This is a genomic window from Phycisphaeraceae bacterium, from assembly GCA_019636675.1.
Taxonomy (GTDB): Bacteria; Planctomycetota; Phycisphaerae; order Phycisphaerales; family UBA1924; genus JAHBXC01.
The window spans coordinates 664527-678886 of sequence record JAHBXC010000002.1; the positions used below are offsets into that span (position 1 = coordinate 664527).

Below are 14360 nucleotides of genomic sequence, written 5' to 3' on the forward strand. Positions count from 1 at the left end.
CGGTTCAGTGATCGCCCCATTGTCGCAGGGTTTCTCGGAGGGTGAGGCGCATCGCGCGCCAACGCTGCCGCGTCGCTTCCGGGCTGAGCCCGAGCGCGGCGCCGCACGAGGCCAGGGTGTCGCCGGCGAGCCAGCGAGAGAGGATCGCGCGGTCGGTGTCCGAGGAGAGCGCGTTGAGCGCGTCGCCGATCAGCGGGTCGAGCGCGACCGCCGCGTCGTCGTCGCGCAACGCGGATATCAGCGGGCGCGCCCAGGCGGCGTCGGGCCCTTCCACGCGCTGCAGCCGGCGCACCAGCCGGTGCTTCTCGAGGATCGCGTTGTGGGCGGTGGTCAGCACGAGCGAGAAGAGCTCGTCGGCCCCGGAGGCCCTGATCCGCCCGTCTCGCACGAACCGGTCGAGCCGGCGCGCCACGGTCGACATCATGTCCTGCGAATCGGCGAGCCGGCGCACCGACGGGCTCAGGCGCAGGCGCACCCTCGCGCGGATGCGCTCGCCGTACGTCTGCAGGAAGATCGCGAACGCTTCCCGGTCGCCCGCGCGGACGCGCTCGACCAGGGCGTCAAGATCGCCCATTCCCTCCAGGGCGCCGGCGAACCCTGGAGAAATCTTTCCGGCGGGCCTCACGCTCCACCTCCCGTCGTCATCTCCAGAGGCGAACGGACGCGCCGCGAAGGCCCGGCTGGCGCCGGCGAGGCGGCCTCGTCCCACACCCTGGAGTGATTGACGATGCGGGATCTCACGCCGCGTGCGCGGTGGCTCTGCGCCCTGAGGCAAGAGCCGAGAACCCGGGGGACGTGCGCCACACAGACCACATTCCTCAGAACCCTCGCGTGCAGCGCGTTCGCCGGCTTCGTGCTGGTGCAGAGCGCCTGCCCGATCGTCGCGGCGGTGTCGCGGTTCGCGCCAGACTCGATGCTCCGCGCGTCGATCGACCGCGCCGAGTCCGGCGACCAGGAGGAGTGCGTGCCCTGCCATCTCGCCGGGGGAACCGACTGCTGGGAAGCGATACTCAGGTGGATCGATGCGCAGTTCAACGGAGACTCGGGGGTGCCGTTCCCGAACGACGAATGCTTCGCCGCCGAGAACGCCGGTGAGGAGATCGTGTGACCGACTACAAGGTACCAGACGAGTTCATCCCACGCGACTACGACGCGTTGGAAAATCGCCGCAGGGCGATGAACATCGCCATCGGGGAGCGGATCCGCCTCCTCATGCACCGCCAGACGCTCCGGGGCTTCGGAGCCGAGATGGGCTTCCACGCGCAGAGCATTCGACGCTGGATGCAGGGGGAATCCTCGCCCCCGGCGGCGTTCCTGATCGCCGTCTGCGAACGCTACGGCGTCTCGGCCGACTGGCTGCTCCTGGGCACGGGCCCGGGCGGGCCCGACCCGCATCGCGGATCGCCGAGCGTCCGGGTCGTCGACGCCATGCTCATTGAGAAGATGGCGAAACTGGGCGAGCAGCTTCGCGCGCTCGCCGACGAGGTCGACCAGCGCGCCGGGTTCCAGTCACAGCAGCCCGACGAAGACGAGATCGACCGCGCGATCCGCGGAGGGTGAACTCCTCCTCATCCTCCCTTGCCCGGCACGCCGGCGTTCTCCGGGGGACGCCGGCGTCGCCGCGCGCTCACGCCTTCGGGCCGTGACCGCCCACGGTGCGCCGGTCGCTCTCGCTCTCGTCGCGCACCTCGCCGACCGTCCGCTCGTCCGTGTAGACGTATGTTTTCCCGGCGGTCTCCTCGCGGCAGACCTTGTGCGTCCCGTCGCAGAAGGGGAACTTGCGCGTCAGCCCGCACCCGCAGATGAACACGGGCTTGTCCTGCGGCTCGATCTTGATGGGGCCGGAGCCCTCGAAGCGCACCAGTCGTGGCATCGTCGTCTGCTCTCTTCCAAAGGTGTGAAACTCACACCGGGACGTCGGCGCTCTCGATCACGCGCTGGATGATGGTCCCGGCCGCGTCGATGCGCCCGCGCAGCGCGAACCCGCGCGTGCTCACGCGATGCGCCCAGACCGCAACCGCGTTGCTCGTGATGTCTTCGGGGATGCAGTAGTCACGCCCCTGCAGCAGCGCCGTCGCGCGCGCCGCCTGGGCGAGCGCCAGCGTGCCGCGGGGCGAGACGCCCACCTCGAGCTCCGGGTGGTTGCGCGTCGCGTTGGCCAGCGACACGATGTAGTCGATCAGCGATCGATCGATCTTCACCGTGTCGACCATTCGCTGCAGCTCGAGCACCTCGTCGCGCGTCGCCACCGGCTGCACGCGCGCCAGCGCGCCCAGGCGCGAATCGTCGCCGTTGAGCGAGCCGGCCGACTCCGACATCGTCAGCCCCGGTCGGAGCTCGAGCACCTGCGCCTCTTCCTCGGGCGTGGGGTAGCCGAGCTGGATGCGCATCAGGAACCGGTCGAGCTGGCTCTCGGGCAGGGGATAGGCGCCCTCGAACTCCAGCGGGTTCTGCGTCGCGATCACCATGAAGGGCTGCTCGAGCGGGATCACGCGACCCTCCAGCGACACGCTCGCCTCGTTCATCGCCTCCAGCATCGCCGCCTGAGTCCGGGGGGTCGTCCGGTTGATCTCGTCCGCCAGCACGATGTTCGCGAAGATCGGCCCGCGCTTCAGCTCGAACTGGCCCGTCTCCCGGTCATAGACCGATACCCCCAGCACGTCGCTGGGCAGCATGTCCGGTGTAAACTGGATGCGGCTCAGCCGACAGTCGAGGGACTTCGACAGCGTCGTCGCCAGCAGCGTCTTCCCAACCCCGGGCACATCCTCGATCAGCACATGACCCCGGGCCAGCAGGCACACGATCAGCCGGTCAACGGCCCCCGGGTTGCCGAAGTACACGCGTCGGATATTCTCGCGGAGTCGTTCCAGCACTCGATGCATGATCTCGGCCTTTTCATACGCCCTCGCTCGCGGCGTCGGTGACACGGAAACTTCGGCGCCTCAACGATAGTGGATTCCATCCCTCGCGACGACCAACGACCCTCCCCTGATGCGCACGGCGCGTCGAACGGTTCCTTGCCGCTCGGCTCCGACCCCCCCAAGCCCGCGACGCGATCGCAACTCGCCGAGGCCGACCCCGAACTCGCGATCGGCCTCTCCCTCACCGGCGCGATGCCCTGCATCACCTGCGGGTACGACCTCCAGGGGCTCTCCGTCATCGGCGTCTGCCCGGAGTGCGGCAGCGCGGTCCGGGCCACGATCCTCGCCAAGGTCGACCCGCAGGCGGACGAACTCCAGCCGCTGCTGCATCCCGGTCTCGCCGCCTACGGGCTCGCCGGGGGCGTCATCGCCGGCTTCATCGCGACGATCACCGCGTGGCTCCCCCGGGTCGCCGAAGCCGCCGAGCGCTACACCCCGCTCGACACGGCGCGGTTCTTCGAGTCGCGCTTCTTCGCTCTCGCGATTTTCCTGTGCGTCTCGGTCGCGGCCTTCGCGCCGCTCACCATCGTCAGGCCCGTCTCGAAGACGACGCGAGCGCAGATGCTCATCACGCTCGCGGCGTTCCCGCTCTTTGCCCCCATGCTGTGGGCGGTCCACCGCATCTATTTCGTCATCGACCCCGTCACCCCTCCGGCGTATTTCGTCGGGTCGCCCGACCCCGACCGCCTCGTTGCGCGCTTCGTCTTTACGGGCGCGCTGATCGGCGCGCTGCTGTGCGTCCGGCCCGCGGCGCGCCGGCTCGCACGCCGGTCGATGGCGATGCGCGCCGGGCGCCTGAACCGCCAGACCGTCTTCGCGATGGCCGGCGCGCTGCTCGTCGCGTCGGTGGGGGATGTCCTTCGCGTGGTCGCCGTCGGCTCGCCGCCCGCCCTGCGCGACGGGCTCGACATCGCGGGCTCGCTCCTCGTCTTCGGGGGGTCGGCGATGTTCACCGTGGGCGCCGCGTTCTGCGCCTACGACGCCGTGCGCGTCGCCCAGGCCCTGCGCCGCCCCCAGCCCGGGCTGCGCCAGGTGGTCGGCTCCGCGTCGCGCCCGTCGACGCCGGCCCGCCGATGACTGCCAACATGGCAGGCGCTCCTCGCGACCGCGTCACACTCTGACGCTCGACGCGCCGCGAACCGACTCCCCACCCCGCCGCAACGGTCCCAGGGCCCAGTCCGGGCGATCTCGGGTCTACCCGGTTGCAGCACCGGGCTGGCGCCCGCCTTGCCACTCCCCATGACAGCAATGACCCGCGCCGCGGCCGCGGTCCACCCGGATCGCCTTCCCCGGCGCGCTTCTCACAGACACCCAGACCCACGACCGACCCTCGGAGATACGAACCCCATGGCCGTCAAAGACCTCGCCTTCGATGTGGACGCTCGCCAGTCACTCCTCGCCGGCGTCGAGAAAGTCGCCCGCGCCGTCAAGTCCACCCTCGGGCCCCGGGGACGCAACGCCGTCATCGATAAGTCCTGGGGCGGGCCCACCGTCACCAAGGACGGCGTGACGGTCGCCGAGGAGATCGAACTCCGCGACAAGGCAGAGAACATGGGCGCCCTCCTCGTCAAGCAGGCCGCCTCCAAGACCTCCGACGACGCCGGCGACGGCACCACCACGGCCACCGTCCTCGCCGAGGCGCTCTTCAAAGAGGGCCTCCGCTTCTCCAGCGCCGGCGTCAATGTCAACCTGCTCGTCAAGGGCATGAAGGACGCCGTGACGCTCGTCTCCGAGAACATCCGCAAGCAGGCGGTCCCCGTCAAGGGCAAGGCCGACATCCAGGCCGTTGCCTCCATCTCCGCCAACAACGACGTCGAGATCGGCAAGATCATGGCCGACGCCTTCGAGAAGGTCGGCAAGGACGGCGTCATCACCGTCGAAGAGGGCAAGTCTCTCGACACCACCGTCGATGTCGTCGAGGGCATGCAGTTCGATCGCGGCTACCTCAGCCCCAACTTCGTCACCAATGTCGACGACATGAAGGTCGAACTCGACAAGGTGCTCGTCCTCATCCACGAAGACAAGATCGACTCCATCCAGAAACTCGTCCCCGTCCTCGAGAAGGTCATGGGCGCCAAGAAGCCCCTGCTCATCATCGCCGAGGACATCACGGGCGAGGCCCTCTCCACGCTCGTCATCAACAAACTCCGCGGCACGCTCCAGGTCTGCGCCGTCAAGGCGCCGGGCTACGGCGACCGCCGCAAGGCGATGCTGCAGGACCTCGCGGTCCTCACCGGCGCCGAGCCCATCATGAAGGACCTGGGCATCGAACTCGACAAGGTCTCCCTGTCGCAGCTCGGCATGGCCAAGAAGGTCGAGATCACCGCCGACAACACCACCATCGTCGAGGGCGCCGGCGACAGCAAGAAGATCCAGGCCCGCATCGAGCAGATCCGGCGCGAGATCGAGGAAGCCACCTCCGACTACGACCGCGAGAAACTCCAGGAGCGCCTCGCGAAGTTGTCCGGCGGCGTGGCGCAGGTCAATGTCGGCGCCGCGTCCGAGGCGGAACTGAAGGAGAAGAAGGCGCGCGTCGAGGACGCCCTGCACGCGACCCGCGCCGCCGTCGCCGAGGGCATCGTCCCCGGGGGCGGGACCTCCTTCGTGCGCGCCCGCGCCGCGATCGAGAACAACAAGGACTGGAAGTCGGTCTACGGCAAGAAGAACGAGGTCACCGCCGAGGACATCGGCCACGCCAAGTTCGACTACGCCGCCGGCATGGAAGTCGTCCGCCGCGCCCTGAGCGTGCCCCTGCACACCATCGCGGATAACGCGGGCGAGAAGGGCTCGGTCGTCGTGTCGAAGGTGAGCGAGAACGCCGCCGCCAACTTTGGTTTCAATGCCCTGACCCTCAAGTACGGCGACCTGATCAAGGACGGCGTCATCACCCCGGCCAAGGTCGACCGCTCGGCGCTGCAGAACGCGTCGTCGGTCGCGACGCTCCTGCTGACGGCCGACTGCATCATCACCGACAAGCCCCAGGACAAGGACGCGGCCCCCGCCGGCGGCGGCCACGACCACGGCATGGGCGGGATGGGTGGCATGGGCGGCATGCCGGGCATGGGTGGGATGGGGTTCTAAGGAAATGAACGCGCCGGCTCCGGCACTTTGCCGTGATCAACACTTTGTTGCACAAATGATCAGTCGCCGTTTCTGTAACGCAGACGGCAAGCTGTTTCAGTTGCGCAAGCAGACTTGGAGCGTCGATGCTGGGGCAAAGTCGCCGAAAGGTGTTCTTTGGGGCAAGGAGTTCTACGGGCCGCCGGGTAATCTTCTCGATCGGATCTACACACGAATCGAGAATGAATTCGGTAAGATCTACGACGAATTGTGCGGGGCAGACAAGGTTAGCAGGAAAGCACTGGATACATTTATTCAATTCTCTGCTGCGCAGGCCACTCGGACCCCGTTTGTTGGCCTCGCTTTCAATGACGCCTCACTAGCCGGCGATTCTCTTGCATGGGCAAGGGTGTCTGAGACTCGGTTATGGATGTGGCGACAAACCCTGCAGATCTTTCGGCAAGACTGGTGGGGATGGCGTCGACTCTGCCTGCCTGAGGATGGCGAGCCGCTATTGCTCACGGATCACCCTGCGTGCTTTGCTCCGCGCATAGGCTCTGGCGGGCTTTTCTGGCTCTTTCCGTTGTCGCCGTATGTTGTCTATGTTGGTGGCGAACGTGTGTCGCTCGGCAGCATTGATGAGCATGATGTGCAGGGGCTTAACCTGATGTTGTTGGGGGCGGCGGTAGATCGTGTGTATTCAGGGAACAAAGGGCTTCTTGATCAATTGCAGGCATCGCTTTCACCTGACCGTGATGGGGGCGATACCGAGATTGCTGCCGTTCTTCGCGCGCCTTCATTTGGTGACCTTGCAGAGCCCTCAGGTGCTCCCGATTGGCTGAAGTCTGTTAGTCTTGTCGACGCAGCAAAAATCGCCTTTATGGCATCGAACCAAGTTGGAGTGATGTAAGAATATGGCCGTCAAACCCCTTGAAGACCGCGTGCTCGTGAAGCCCATCGAGCAGAACACGAAGACCGAATCGGGGCTCTACCTGCCCGAGACCGCGAAGGAGCGCCCTATGCAGGGGCAGGTCGTCGCGACCGGGCCGGGCAAGCGCCTCGACAACGGCACGATCGCCAAGCCCTCCGTGAAGAACGGCGACACCGTCGTGTTCGGCAAGTACGCCGGCTCGGAGATCGAGATCAAAGGCGTCAAGCACCTGATCATGCGCGAGAGCGAACTGCTGGGCGTGCTGGCCTAATTCCGGTCCCCCTCCCACTCGTGGGAGGGGCTAGGGGAGGGTCTTCGATCTGTTGGAGATCGAGGAGAGAGGAAGAGCCCTCCCCCTGCCCCCTCCCGCAAGTGGGAGCGGGGAAAGAAAGAGTCCCCCTCCCACTCGTGGGAGGGGTTAGGGGAGGGTCTTCGATCTGGTTGAGATCGAGGAGAGAGGAAGAGCCCTCCCCCTGCCCCCTCCCGCAAGCGGGAGGCGGGAAAGAAAGAGTCCCCCTCCCACTCGTGGGAGGGGTTAGGGGAGGGTCTTCGATCTGGTTGAGATCGAGGAGAGAGGAAGACCCTCCCCCTGCCCCCTCCCGCAAGCGGGAGGGGGGAAAGAACCTGACCCCACGCCGTGGCACGGCTTCGCCGTACCACGCCACCCCACGATCACAGTGGGACGACATACGAGAGACAGAGACCCCTCCCGCGATCTCACCGTCGCCTGAGGGATTCGCAGACGACACCACCAAACACCGCCGCTTCTGGCGACCTTTGCAGGACAGACACACATGGCCACCAAGCAGATGATGTTCGACGACGCCGCCCTCCTCGAGATGAAAGAGGGCGTCACGCGCCTCGCCCGCGCCGTCAAGGTCACCATGGGTCCGACCGGGCGCAATGTGATGCTCCAGAAGTCCTACGGCGGGCCGCAGGTCACCAAGGACGGCGTGACCGTTGCGAAGGAAGTCTCGCTGCCCGAGGCGTTCCAGAACATGGGCGCCAAGATGGTGCACGAGGTCGCGAAGAAGACCAACGACATCGCCGGCGACGGCACGACCACGGCGACGGTGCTCGCCGAGGCGATCTTCAGCGAGGGGCTGCGCATCGTGGCCTCGGGCGCGAACCCGGTGCAGGTGCAGCGCGGCATCAACGCCGCTGCCCAGGCCGCGTCGGACGCGATCGGCGAGATGGCCACCAAGTGCAAGGGCAAGGACGACTACAAGAAGGTCGCGACGGTCTCGGCGAACCACGACGCGTCGATCGGCGAGATCATCGCCGAGGCGATCGCGAAGGTCGGCGCCGAGGGCGTGGTCGAGGTGGAAGAGGGCAAGGCCTCCGACACGACGCTCGAGTATGTCGAGGGCATGCAGTTCGATAAGGGCTACCTGTCGCCCTACTTCATGACCGACCCCAAGAGCGCCGAGTGCGTGCTCGAGGACGCGCTGGTCCTCCTCCACGAGAAGAAGATCAGCAACCTCGCCGACTTCCTGCCCCTGCTCAACAAGGTCGCCAGCAGCGGCAAGCCCCTGCTCATCGTCGCCGAAGAGGTCGAGAACGAGGCGCTCGCGGCGCTGGTCGTCAACCGCCTGCGCGGCGTGCTGAAGATCTGCGCCGTCAAGGCGCCCGGCTTCGGCGACCGTCGCAAGGCCATGATGCAGGACCTCGCGGTCCTCACGGGCGGAACCTTCTTCAGCGAGGACCTCGGGCGCTCGCTCGAGTCGATCGACCTGTCCGAGATGGGCCGCGCGAAGAAGATCATCGTCACCAAGGACGACACGACCGTGATCGAGGGCGCCGGCAAGAAGGCCGACATCAAGTCCCGCGCGGATCAGATCAAGGCGCAGCACGAGAAGTCCACCAGCGAGTACGACCGCGAGAAGCTCATGGAGCGCCTCGCGAAGCTGACCGGCGGCGTGGCGATCATCCATGTCGGCGGCTCGACCGAGATGGAGGTCAAGGAGCGCAAGGACCGCGTCGACGACGCGCTGAACTCCACCCGGGCCGCGGCCAAGGAGGGCTATGTCCCCGGCGGCGGCGTCGCGCTGCTCCGCTCGCAGAGCGCCATCGAGACCGCCAAGGCCAAGGCCAAGGGCGACGAGAAACTCGGCTACGACATCGTCTCGCGCGCCGTCGAGGCGTGCGTGAAGCAGATCGCCGAGAACGGCGGGTACGACGGCGACCTGGTCGTCGAGAAGGTGAAGGAGTCGGCGAAGAATGTCGGCTTCAACGCCGCCACCGGCGAGTACGAGGACCTGGTGAAGGCCGGGATCATCGACGCGGCGCTGGTCCCCAAGACCGCGCTCGTGAACGCCGCGTCCGTCGCCGGGCTGATGCTCACGACCGAGGTGCTGATCAGCGACCTGAAGGACGACAAGAAGCCCGAGGCCCAGGCCGTTTCCTGATGAACGGCGCCCGGCTCGATTGACCGATGAAAGCACACGGGCCCGCGGGAGAATCACCCCGCGGGCTCGATTCACGAACGAAGGCCGCAGCGCACGGACGCGAGACCACGCATGGGCAGCACGACACGCGACTATTACGAGATCCTCTCCGTCGAGCGCGGGGCGAACGGCGAGGAGATCAAGCGCGCGTATCGGCGCCTGGCGATGAAGTACCACCCGGACCGCAACCCGGGCGACAAGGAAGCGGAGACGAAGTTCAAGGAGTGCGCCGAGGCCTACGAGGTGCTCTCCGACGACCAGAAGCGCCAGGTCTACGACAAGTACGGGCACGAGGGCCTGCGCGGTCGGGCCGCCGGCGGGCCGGGCGCGGCGCACGACTTCTCGCGGATGAACGTCGAGGACATCTTCTCGATGTTCAACGACATCTTCGACGGCGTCGGCGGGGGGCGCGCCGGTCGGGCGCGGCGCGGCGTGGCGCGCGGGTATGACCTCGAGACCGAGATCACGCTGACGCTCAAGGATGTGCTCGAGGGCACGACGCGCGAGGTCGAGTTCACGCGCCTCGATGTCTGCCAGGAGTGCGCGGGCTCGGGCGCCGAGAAGGGCAGCGAGCCGGTGCAGTGCACCACCTGCGCCGGGCACGGCTTCGTGATCCAGACGGGTCTGGGCGGGATGTTCCGGATGCAGACCGTGTGCCCGGGCTGCCGCGGCCGCGGCAAGATGGTGCTCGACAGCTGCACGAAGTGCCGGGGCAAGGGGCGCGTTCCCTCGAAGCGCCGCCTGTCGGTGAAGATCCCCAGGGGCATCCACGACGGGCAGGCGGTGCGCATCGCGGGCGAGGGCGAGCCGCCCCAGCAGGAGGTCTCGGCCGACGGGAGCGGGCAGCGCGGCGACCTGCACGTCGTGGTGCGCGTCGAAGCGGACGACCTGTTCGAGCGCGACGGCGACAACCTGCTCATCGAACTGCCCATCACCTACACGCAGGCGGCGCTGGGCGCACAGATCACGGTGCCCTCCATCGACACCGAGCACCAGCTGGCTGTTCCCCGTGGAACACAGCACGGCGCGGTCTTCACGATCAACGGCGCGGGGCTCCCGAACCTGCGCAGCGGCAAGCGCGGGAACCTGATGGTCGTCACCGACCTGCAGGTGCCCAAGAAGCTCACCGAGAAGCAGGAGCAGCTGCTGCGCCAGCTGGCGGAGACCGAGGACGTGGCGGTGGCGCCGCGCAAGAGCGGGCTGTGGTCGAAACTCCGCGACGCGATGGGCGCGTGATCCGAGGGGGAAGGTGACCGGATGGCATTCTCACGAAAGAAACGCGAGCAGCGAGCCATGATGCAAGGCGACACGGAACGACAGCACGACGAAGGCCACGACGAGGTCGAGCCCAAGACCGGCGCGCAGGGCGACGGGTTCGCGGCGCTCGAAGAGCAGGTCGCGAACCTGGAGCGCGAGCTGGAGGAGGCGAAGGGCCTGCGTCTGCGCGCGCTCGCCGACTTCCAGAACTTCCAGCGCCGCTCGATCCAGAACGAGGAAGAGGCGAAGAAGCAGGGGGCGGCCGGCGTGCTGCGCACCGTCATCAACGCGCTGGACCACTTCGACCAGGCGCTCAGCCAGCCGGCGGAGAAGATCACCGCCGAGCAGGCGGTCGCCGGGCTGAAACTGATCCGCGACGAGCTGGTGCGCGCGGTCCAGCAGGCGCACGGCGTGACAATCATCCGGCCCGAGGCCAACGACGAGTTCACGCCGGGTCGTCACGAGGCGCTCGCCCAGATGCCGCGCGAGGGCGTGAAGCCCGGTCGCGTCGTCGAGGTGTACCAGCCCGGGTACGCGCTGGGCGATCGCGTGCTGCGCGCCGCGAAGGTCATCGTCTCGCCCGGCGCCGACAGCGACGCCGGCGGGTCGGAGGAATAACCCATGCCCACCTACGACTATCGCTGCAACGCCTGTCAGCACGAGTTCGAGCTGTTCCAGTCGATGAAGGACTCGCCCAAGCGCAAGTGCCCCGAGTGCGGCAAGAACGCGCTGGAGCGCCTCATCGGCCTGGGCGGCGGGATCATCTTCAAGGGCGGCGGTTTCTACGAGACGGACTACCGATCCGACTCGTATAAGAAGAGCGCCGAGGCCGACAAGAAGGCGTCGAGCGATACCCCCGCCTCCCCCGGCCCCGGGGGCGGCTCGTGCGCCTGCGGCAAGAATGCCGCGTCCGAGTGCGCCTCGTCGGCGAAGCCCGCGAAACCGACCAAGCCCGCCAAGGCCGCGGACTGACCGTGGGCTGCCCCCAGGGCCCCCGGCGCCCGGGCCGGGTGATCGCCCGGCGTTCTAGACTCCGTGCCTGCGAAGGCCGGGGCGATCCGTTCGAACAACTCTCGCACGAAAGCCCGTTCATGCCAACCGCGATTCACCAGCCCACGACCGAGTTCGAGAAGATGGACCGCTGCGCCGACCTGCCCCACAGGCCGCGCGTGCTGCTGGGCAAGATGGGTCTGGACGGGCACGACCGAGGCGTGAAGATCATCGCGCGGGCGCTGCGCGACAGCGGCGCGCACGTGATCTATTCCGGGCTGTGGCAGACGCCGCAGTCGCTGGCGATCTCGGCGCGCGACGAGGACTGCGACGTGATCGCGGCGTCGATGATGAGCAACTCGCACCTGGTGCTGGGCCCGCGCCTGCTGGAGTCGCTGAGGGCGCTGGGTCGCCCGGACATCCCGGTGTACATGGGGGGGATCCTGCCCCAGGACGACATCCCGAAGCTGAAGGCGGCCGGCGTGAAGGAGTGCTTCACGACCGGCACGGGCCTGCTGGACATCGTGAACGCGGTGCGCGGGTCGGTGGTGGAGCGCGCCGAGAAGGTGTCGGGCCACGCGACGGCGCAGCTCGCGCGGGATATCTCGCTGCTGCACGAGAAGGGATCGCTGCGCAAGGGCGCGCCGCTGCGCCGGCCGAAGCGCGTGATCGGCGTGACGGGCTCGCCCGGCGCCGGCAAGTCGACGCTCGTGGCGCAGCTGGTGAACGAGTACTGCCGTCGCGCGAAGACGGACAAGTCGCTCGGGCGCGTCGCGGTGGTGGCGTTCGACCCGATGTCGCCCATCACGAAGGGCGCGCTGCTGGGCGATCGCCTGCGCGTGGACTTCAACTCGATGAGCGAGGCGGCGTTCTATCGCTCGCTGGCGATCAGCGGCGAGGACTACCACCACCTGGACCAGATCGTGCAACTCATCGGCGGCGCGCAGCCCCCGGAGGCCGACGGCCTGTCGGGCCAGTTCGACACCGTGTTCATCGAGACCGTGGGCGCCGGCCAGAACGAGACGAAGATCCGCGAGCACGTCGACAAGACGGCGCTGGTGCTCGTCCCCGGCATGGGCGACGCGGTGCAGATGGACAAGGCGGGCATCCTCGAGATCGCCGATGTGTTCGTCTGCAACAAGGCGGACCACCCCGGCCAGAACGAGCTGATGCGCGACCTGCGCGAGATCGCGGGCCGGCGCCCGGCGCTGGAGACCATCGCCACGCGTTCGCAGGGCATCCCCGAGCTGCTGGACATCCTGCTGGGGGGCTGATCGCCCCCGGTCGGGCGAGGTTCGGGGGAAGTCGCGCGCGAAAAAGGCGCCGCCCCGGTCCGGTATTCCTGTATACTCATGTCGACCCGACGGTGCTACGGACGGGCCGGGTGATCCCGGCGGCGTCGGGCCGTGCATGGACTCAGGAGATCCGATGATGAAACTCTCGATGTTTGCGCTGGGCGCTGCGCTCACGCTCCAGGTCGCGTCCAGCGGCGCGCTCGCGCAGGCGGCGCTGCAGGACACGAAGCAGCCCTCGAAGCCCGCGACGCCGGCTCCCGCCGCCGCTGCGCAGCCAGAGATGGAAGACATGATGAAGGCGGTCATGGAAGCCGGCACGCCCGGCAAGGAGCACAAGCTCCTCGACCCCATGGCGGGCAAGTGGACGGTCAAGGCCGCGTTCTGGATGGACCCGGGCGCCCCCCCGATGGAGATGGACGCCAAGGCCACGAACGAGTGGATCATGGGCGGCCGGTTCCTGAAGATGAGCTACGCCGGCGAGTTCATGGGCGCGCCCTTCGAGGGCATGGGCCTCACCGGCTTCAACAACATCAGCGGCCAGTTCGAGACCCTCTGGCTCGACAACATGGGCACCGGCATCATGACCGGCTTCGGCTCGGTGTCGACCGACGGGAAGACCTTCACCTTCCACTCCGAGTACGACGACCCCATGAGCGGTTCTCGCAAGAAGACGCGCGAGGTCATCGTGATCGACTCCAAGGACCAGCACACCATGATGTCCTACGAGATCCTTCCCGACGGCGCCGAGCAGAAGACGATGAAGCTCGTCTACACGCGCGCCAAGGACTGATCCGCTCCACGAAGCAGAACAAGCACGACAACGCCGACGGCGCAAGCCACCGTCGGCGTTGTTGTTTGGCGGGATGGAGCGGGGCTCACGCCGCGGCGATCGGAGCCCGCCCGCGTTCGAGACGCTCGATCGCGACGAAGAGCGCCACGGCGATCACGCCAGTCGCGAGGATGAACCACCAGGGCGACAGCCCGGTCTCGCTCGGGAAGGTGGCCTTGCCAAGGTCAATGACCTTGTTGAGGTGCGTGTTCAGCCACGCGTGGATCTCGGCGTAGACGCCGGCGCCCACGATCGCGCCGAACAGACCGAAGATCGCGTGGCGCGAGCCGTCGCCGATCGCGGCCACGCCGGTGCCGGGGCAGTAGCCCAGCACGGCCATGCCCACGCCGAAGATCAGCCCGCCGACGGCGTTGCCAAGGATCGTCGCGTTCTTGACGTGCAGACCCTCGATCATGCCGAGCTGCAGCATGCCCCAGATCCCGATCGCGCCGACGACGATCGCCGTCAGCATGACCTTGAGCACGGTGAAGTCACGGAACAAAAACTGATTGACGATGGTGTCGAACCGCGTGACGCGGGCCTTCTGCAGCAGGAAGCCGAAGACGAGGCCCACGAGCGCGCCCTGCGCGAGGTCGGACATCGGCGCGAAGACGGTGATGCCTTCCATGG

At 67.5% G+C, this 14360-nt stretch carries 16 protein-coding genes; 12 read left to right on the forward strand and 4 right to left on the reverse strand.

The annotated features are described in order from the left end of the window. Positions 1–4: 4 nt before the first annotated feature. The gene (locus KF684_09485; GenBank protein ID MBX3353154.1) at positions 5–574 is read right to left on the reverse strand and encodes a hypothetical protein; all 570 of its coding nucleotides are present in this window, start codon (positions 572–574) and stop codon (positions 5–7) included. Between the two features lie 279 nt (positions 575–853). Between KF684_09485 and KF684_09490 the strand changes: the two genes are divergently transcribed. Further along, positions 854–1108 (forward strand): hypothetical protein, encoded by a 255-nt coding sequence (locus KF684_09490; GenBank protein MBX3353155.1) that lies wholly within the window; start codon positions 854–856, stop codon positions 1106–1108. Further along, positions 1105–1560, forward strand: a complete 456-nt coding sequence (locus KF684_09495; GenBank protein ID MBX3353156.1) for a helix-turn-helix transcriptional regulator — start codon at positions 1105–1107, stop codon at positions 1558–1560. The genes KF684_09490 and KF684_09495 overlap by 4 nt, the downstream gene beginning before the upstream one ends. A 67-nt stretch (positions 1561–1627) precedes the next feature. Here KF684_09495 and KF684_09500 read toward each other — a convergent pair whose 3' ends face one another. Together KF684_09500 and KF684_09505 are read right to left on the reverse strand one after the other, a co-directional pair. After that, positions 1628–1873: a CDGSH iron-sulfur domain-containing protein gene (locus KF684_09500; GenBank protein ID MBX3353157.1), complete on the reverse strand. Its 246-nt coding sequence runs from the start codon at positions 1871–1873 to the stop codon at positions 1628–1630. A gap of 31 nt (positions 1874–1904) precedes the next feature. Next, the gene (locus tag KF684_09505; protein ID MBX3353158.1) at positions 1905–2882 is read right to left on the reverse strand and encodes a MoxR family ATPase; all 978 of its coding nucleotides are present in this window, start codon (positions 2880–2882) and stop codon (positions 1905–1907) included. A 135-nt stretch (positions 2883–3017) separates the two neighbouring features. Here KF684_09505 and KF684_09510 point away from each other — a divergent pair, with 135 nt between their 5' ends. The 10 genes from KF684_09510 to KF684_09555 all read left to right on the forward strand — a co-directional run bounded on the left by KF684_09510 (position 3018) and on the right by KF684_09555 (position 13691). Continuing rightward, a complete protein-coding gene (locus tag KF684_09510) occupies positions 3018–3998 on the forward strand; it encodes a hypothetical protein (GenBank protein ID MBX3353159.1) in 981 nt (326 codons plus the stop codon). Positions 3999–4268: 270 nt separating this feature from the next. Beyond that, the gene (gene groL / locus KF684_09515; protein ID MBX3353160.1) at positions 4269–6002 is read left to right on the forward strand and encodes a chaperonin GroEL; all 1734 of its coding nucleotides are present in this window, start codon (positions 4269–4271) and stop codon (positions 6000–6002) included. A 4-nt stretch (positions 6003–6006) separates the two neighbouring features. After that, positions 6007–6891 (forward strand): DUF4238 domain-containing protein, encoded by an 885-nt coding sequence (locus tag KF684_09520; protein ID MBX3353161.1) that lies wholly within the window; start codon positions 6007–6009, stop codon positions 6889–6891. Between the two features lie 4 nt (positions 6892–6895). Further along, a complete protein-coding gene (locus KF684_09525) occupies positions 6896–7183 on the forward strand; it encodes a co-chaperone GroES (protein MBX3353162.1) in 288 nt (95 codons plus the stop codon). A 523-nt stretch (positions 7184–7706) separates the two neighbouring features. After that, positions 7707–9320 carry a chaperonin GroEL gene (gene groL / locus KF684_09530; protein MBX3353163.1) on the forward strand — a complete coding sequence of 538 codons (1614 nt, stop codon included), beginning with the start codon at positions 7707–7709 and terminating at the stop codon, positions 9318–9320. Between the two features lie 111 nt (positions 9321–9431). After that, positions 9432–10595 (forward strand): molecular chaperone DnaJ, encoded by a 1164-nt coding sequence (dnaJ, locus tag KF684_09535; GenBank protein ID MBX3353164.1) that lies wholly within the window; start codon positions 9432–9434, stop codon positions 10593–10595. A 21-nt stretch (positions 10596–10616) separates the two neighbouring features. After that, positions 10617–11234: a nucleotide exchange factor GrpE gene (locus tag KF684_09540; GenBank protein ID MBX3353165.1), complete on the forward strand. Its 618-nt coding sequence runs from the start codon at positions 10617–10619 to the stop codon at positions 11232–11234. A 3-nt stretch (positions 11235–11237) separates the two neighbouring features. Further along, a complete protein-coding gene (locus KF684_09545; GenBank protein MBX3353166.1) occupies positions 11238–11588 on the forward strand; it encodes a hypothetical protein in 351 nt (116 codons plus the stop codon). Between the two features lie 119 nt (positions 11589–11707). After that, positions 11708–12880 (forward strand): cobalamin-dependent protein, encoded by a 1173-nt coding sequence (locus KF684_09550; protein MBX3353167.1) that lies wholly within the window; start codon positions 11708–11710, stop codon positions 12878–12880. A 157-nt stretch (positions 12881–13037) separates the two neighbouring features. Next, positions 13038–13691, forward strand: coding sequence for a DUF1579 domain-containing protein (locus KF684_09555; protein MBX3353168.1), 654 nt, complete (start codon positions 13038–13040; stop codon positions 13689–13691). A gap of 85 nt (positions 13692–13776) precedes the next feature. Here KF684_09555 and KF684_09560 read toward each other — a convergent pair whose 3' ends face one another. Then, positions 13777–14358, reverse strand: coding sequence for a YeeE/YedE family protein (locus KF684_09560; protein MBX3353169.1), 582 nt, complete (start codon positions 14356–14358; stop codon positions 13777–13779). Positions 14359–14360: the final 2 nt, after the last annotated feature.

Coding starts and splice junctions, on each gene's coding strand:
- KF684_09520 (MBX3353161.1), top strand. CDS start 6,007: ATGAACGCGCCGGCTCCGGCACTTTGCCGTGATCAACACTTTGTTGCA.
- groL (MBX3353160.1), top strand. CDS start 4,269: ATGGCCGTCAAAGACCTCGCCTTCGATGTGGACGCTCGCCAGTCACTC.
- KF684_09545 (MBX3353166.1), top strand. CDS start 11,238: ATGCCCACCTACGACTATCGCTGCAACGCCTGTCAGCACGAGTTCGAG.
- KF684_09525 (MBX3353162.1), top strand. CDS start 6,896: ATGGCCGTCAAACCCCTTGAAGACCGCGTGCTCGTGAAGCCCATCGAG.
- KF684_09550 (MBX3353167.1), top strand. CDS start 11,708: ATGCCAACCGCGATTCACCAGCCCACGACCGAGTTCGAGAAGATGGAC.
- groL (MBX3353163.1), top strand. CDS start 7,707: ATGGCCACCAAGCAGATGATGTTCGACGACGCCGCCCTCCTCGAGATG.
- KF684_09500 (MBX3353157.1), bottom strand. CDS start 1,873: ATGCCACGACTGGTGCGCTTCGAGGGCTCCGGCCCCATCAAGATCGAG.
- dnaJ (MBX3353164.1), top strand. CDS start 9,432: ATGGGCAGCACGACACGCGACTATTACGAGATCCTCTCCGTCGAGCGC.
- KF684_09505 (MBX3353158.1), bottom strand. CDS start 2,882: ATGCATCGAGTGCTGGAACGACTCCGCGAGAATATCCGACGCGTGTAC.
- KF684_09485 (MBX3353154.1), bottom strand. CDS start 574: ATGGGCGATCTTGACGCCCTGGTCGAGCGCGTCCGCGCGGGCGACCGG.
- KF684_09560 (MBX3353169.1), bottom strand. CDS start 14,358: ATGGAAGGCATCACCGTCTTCGCGCCGATGTCCGACCTCGCGCAGGGC.
- KF684_09540 (MBX3353165.1), top strand. CDS start 10,617: ATGGCATTCTCACGAAAGAAACGCGAGCAGCGAGCCATGATGCAAGGC.
- KF684_09555 (MBX3353168.1), top strand. CDS start 13,038: ATGAAACTCTCGATGTTTGCGCTGGGCGCTGCGCTCACGCTCCAGGTC.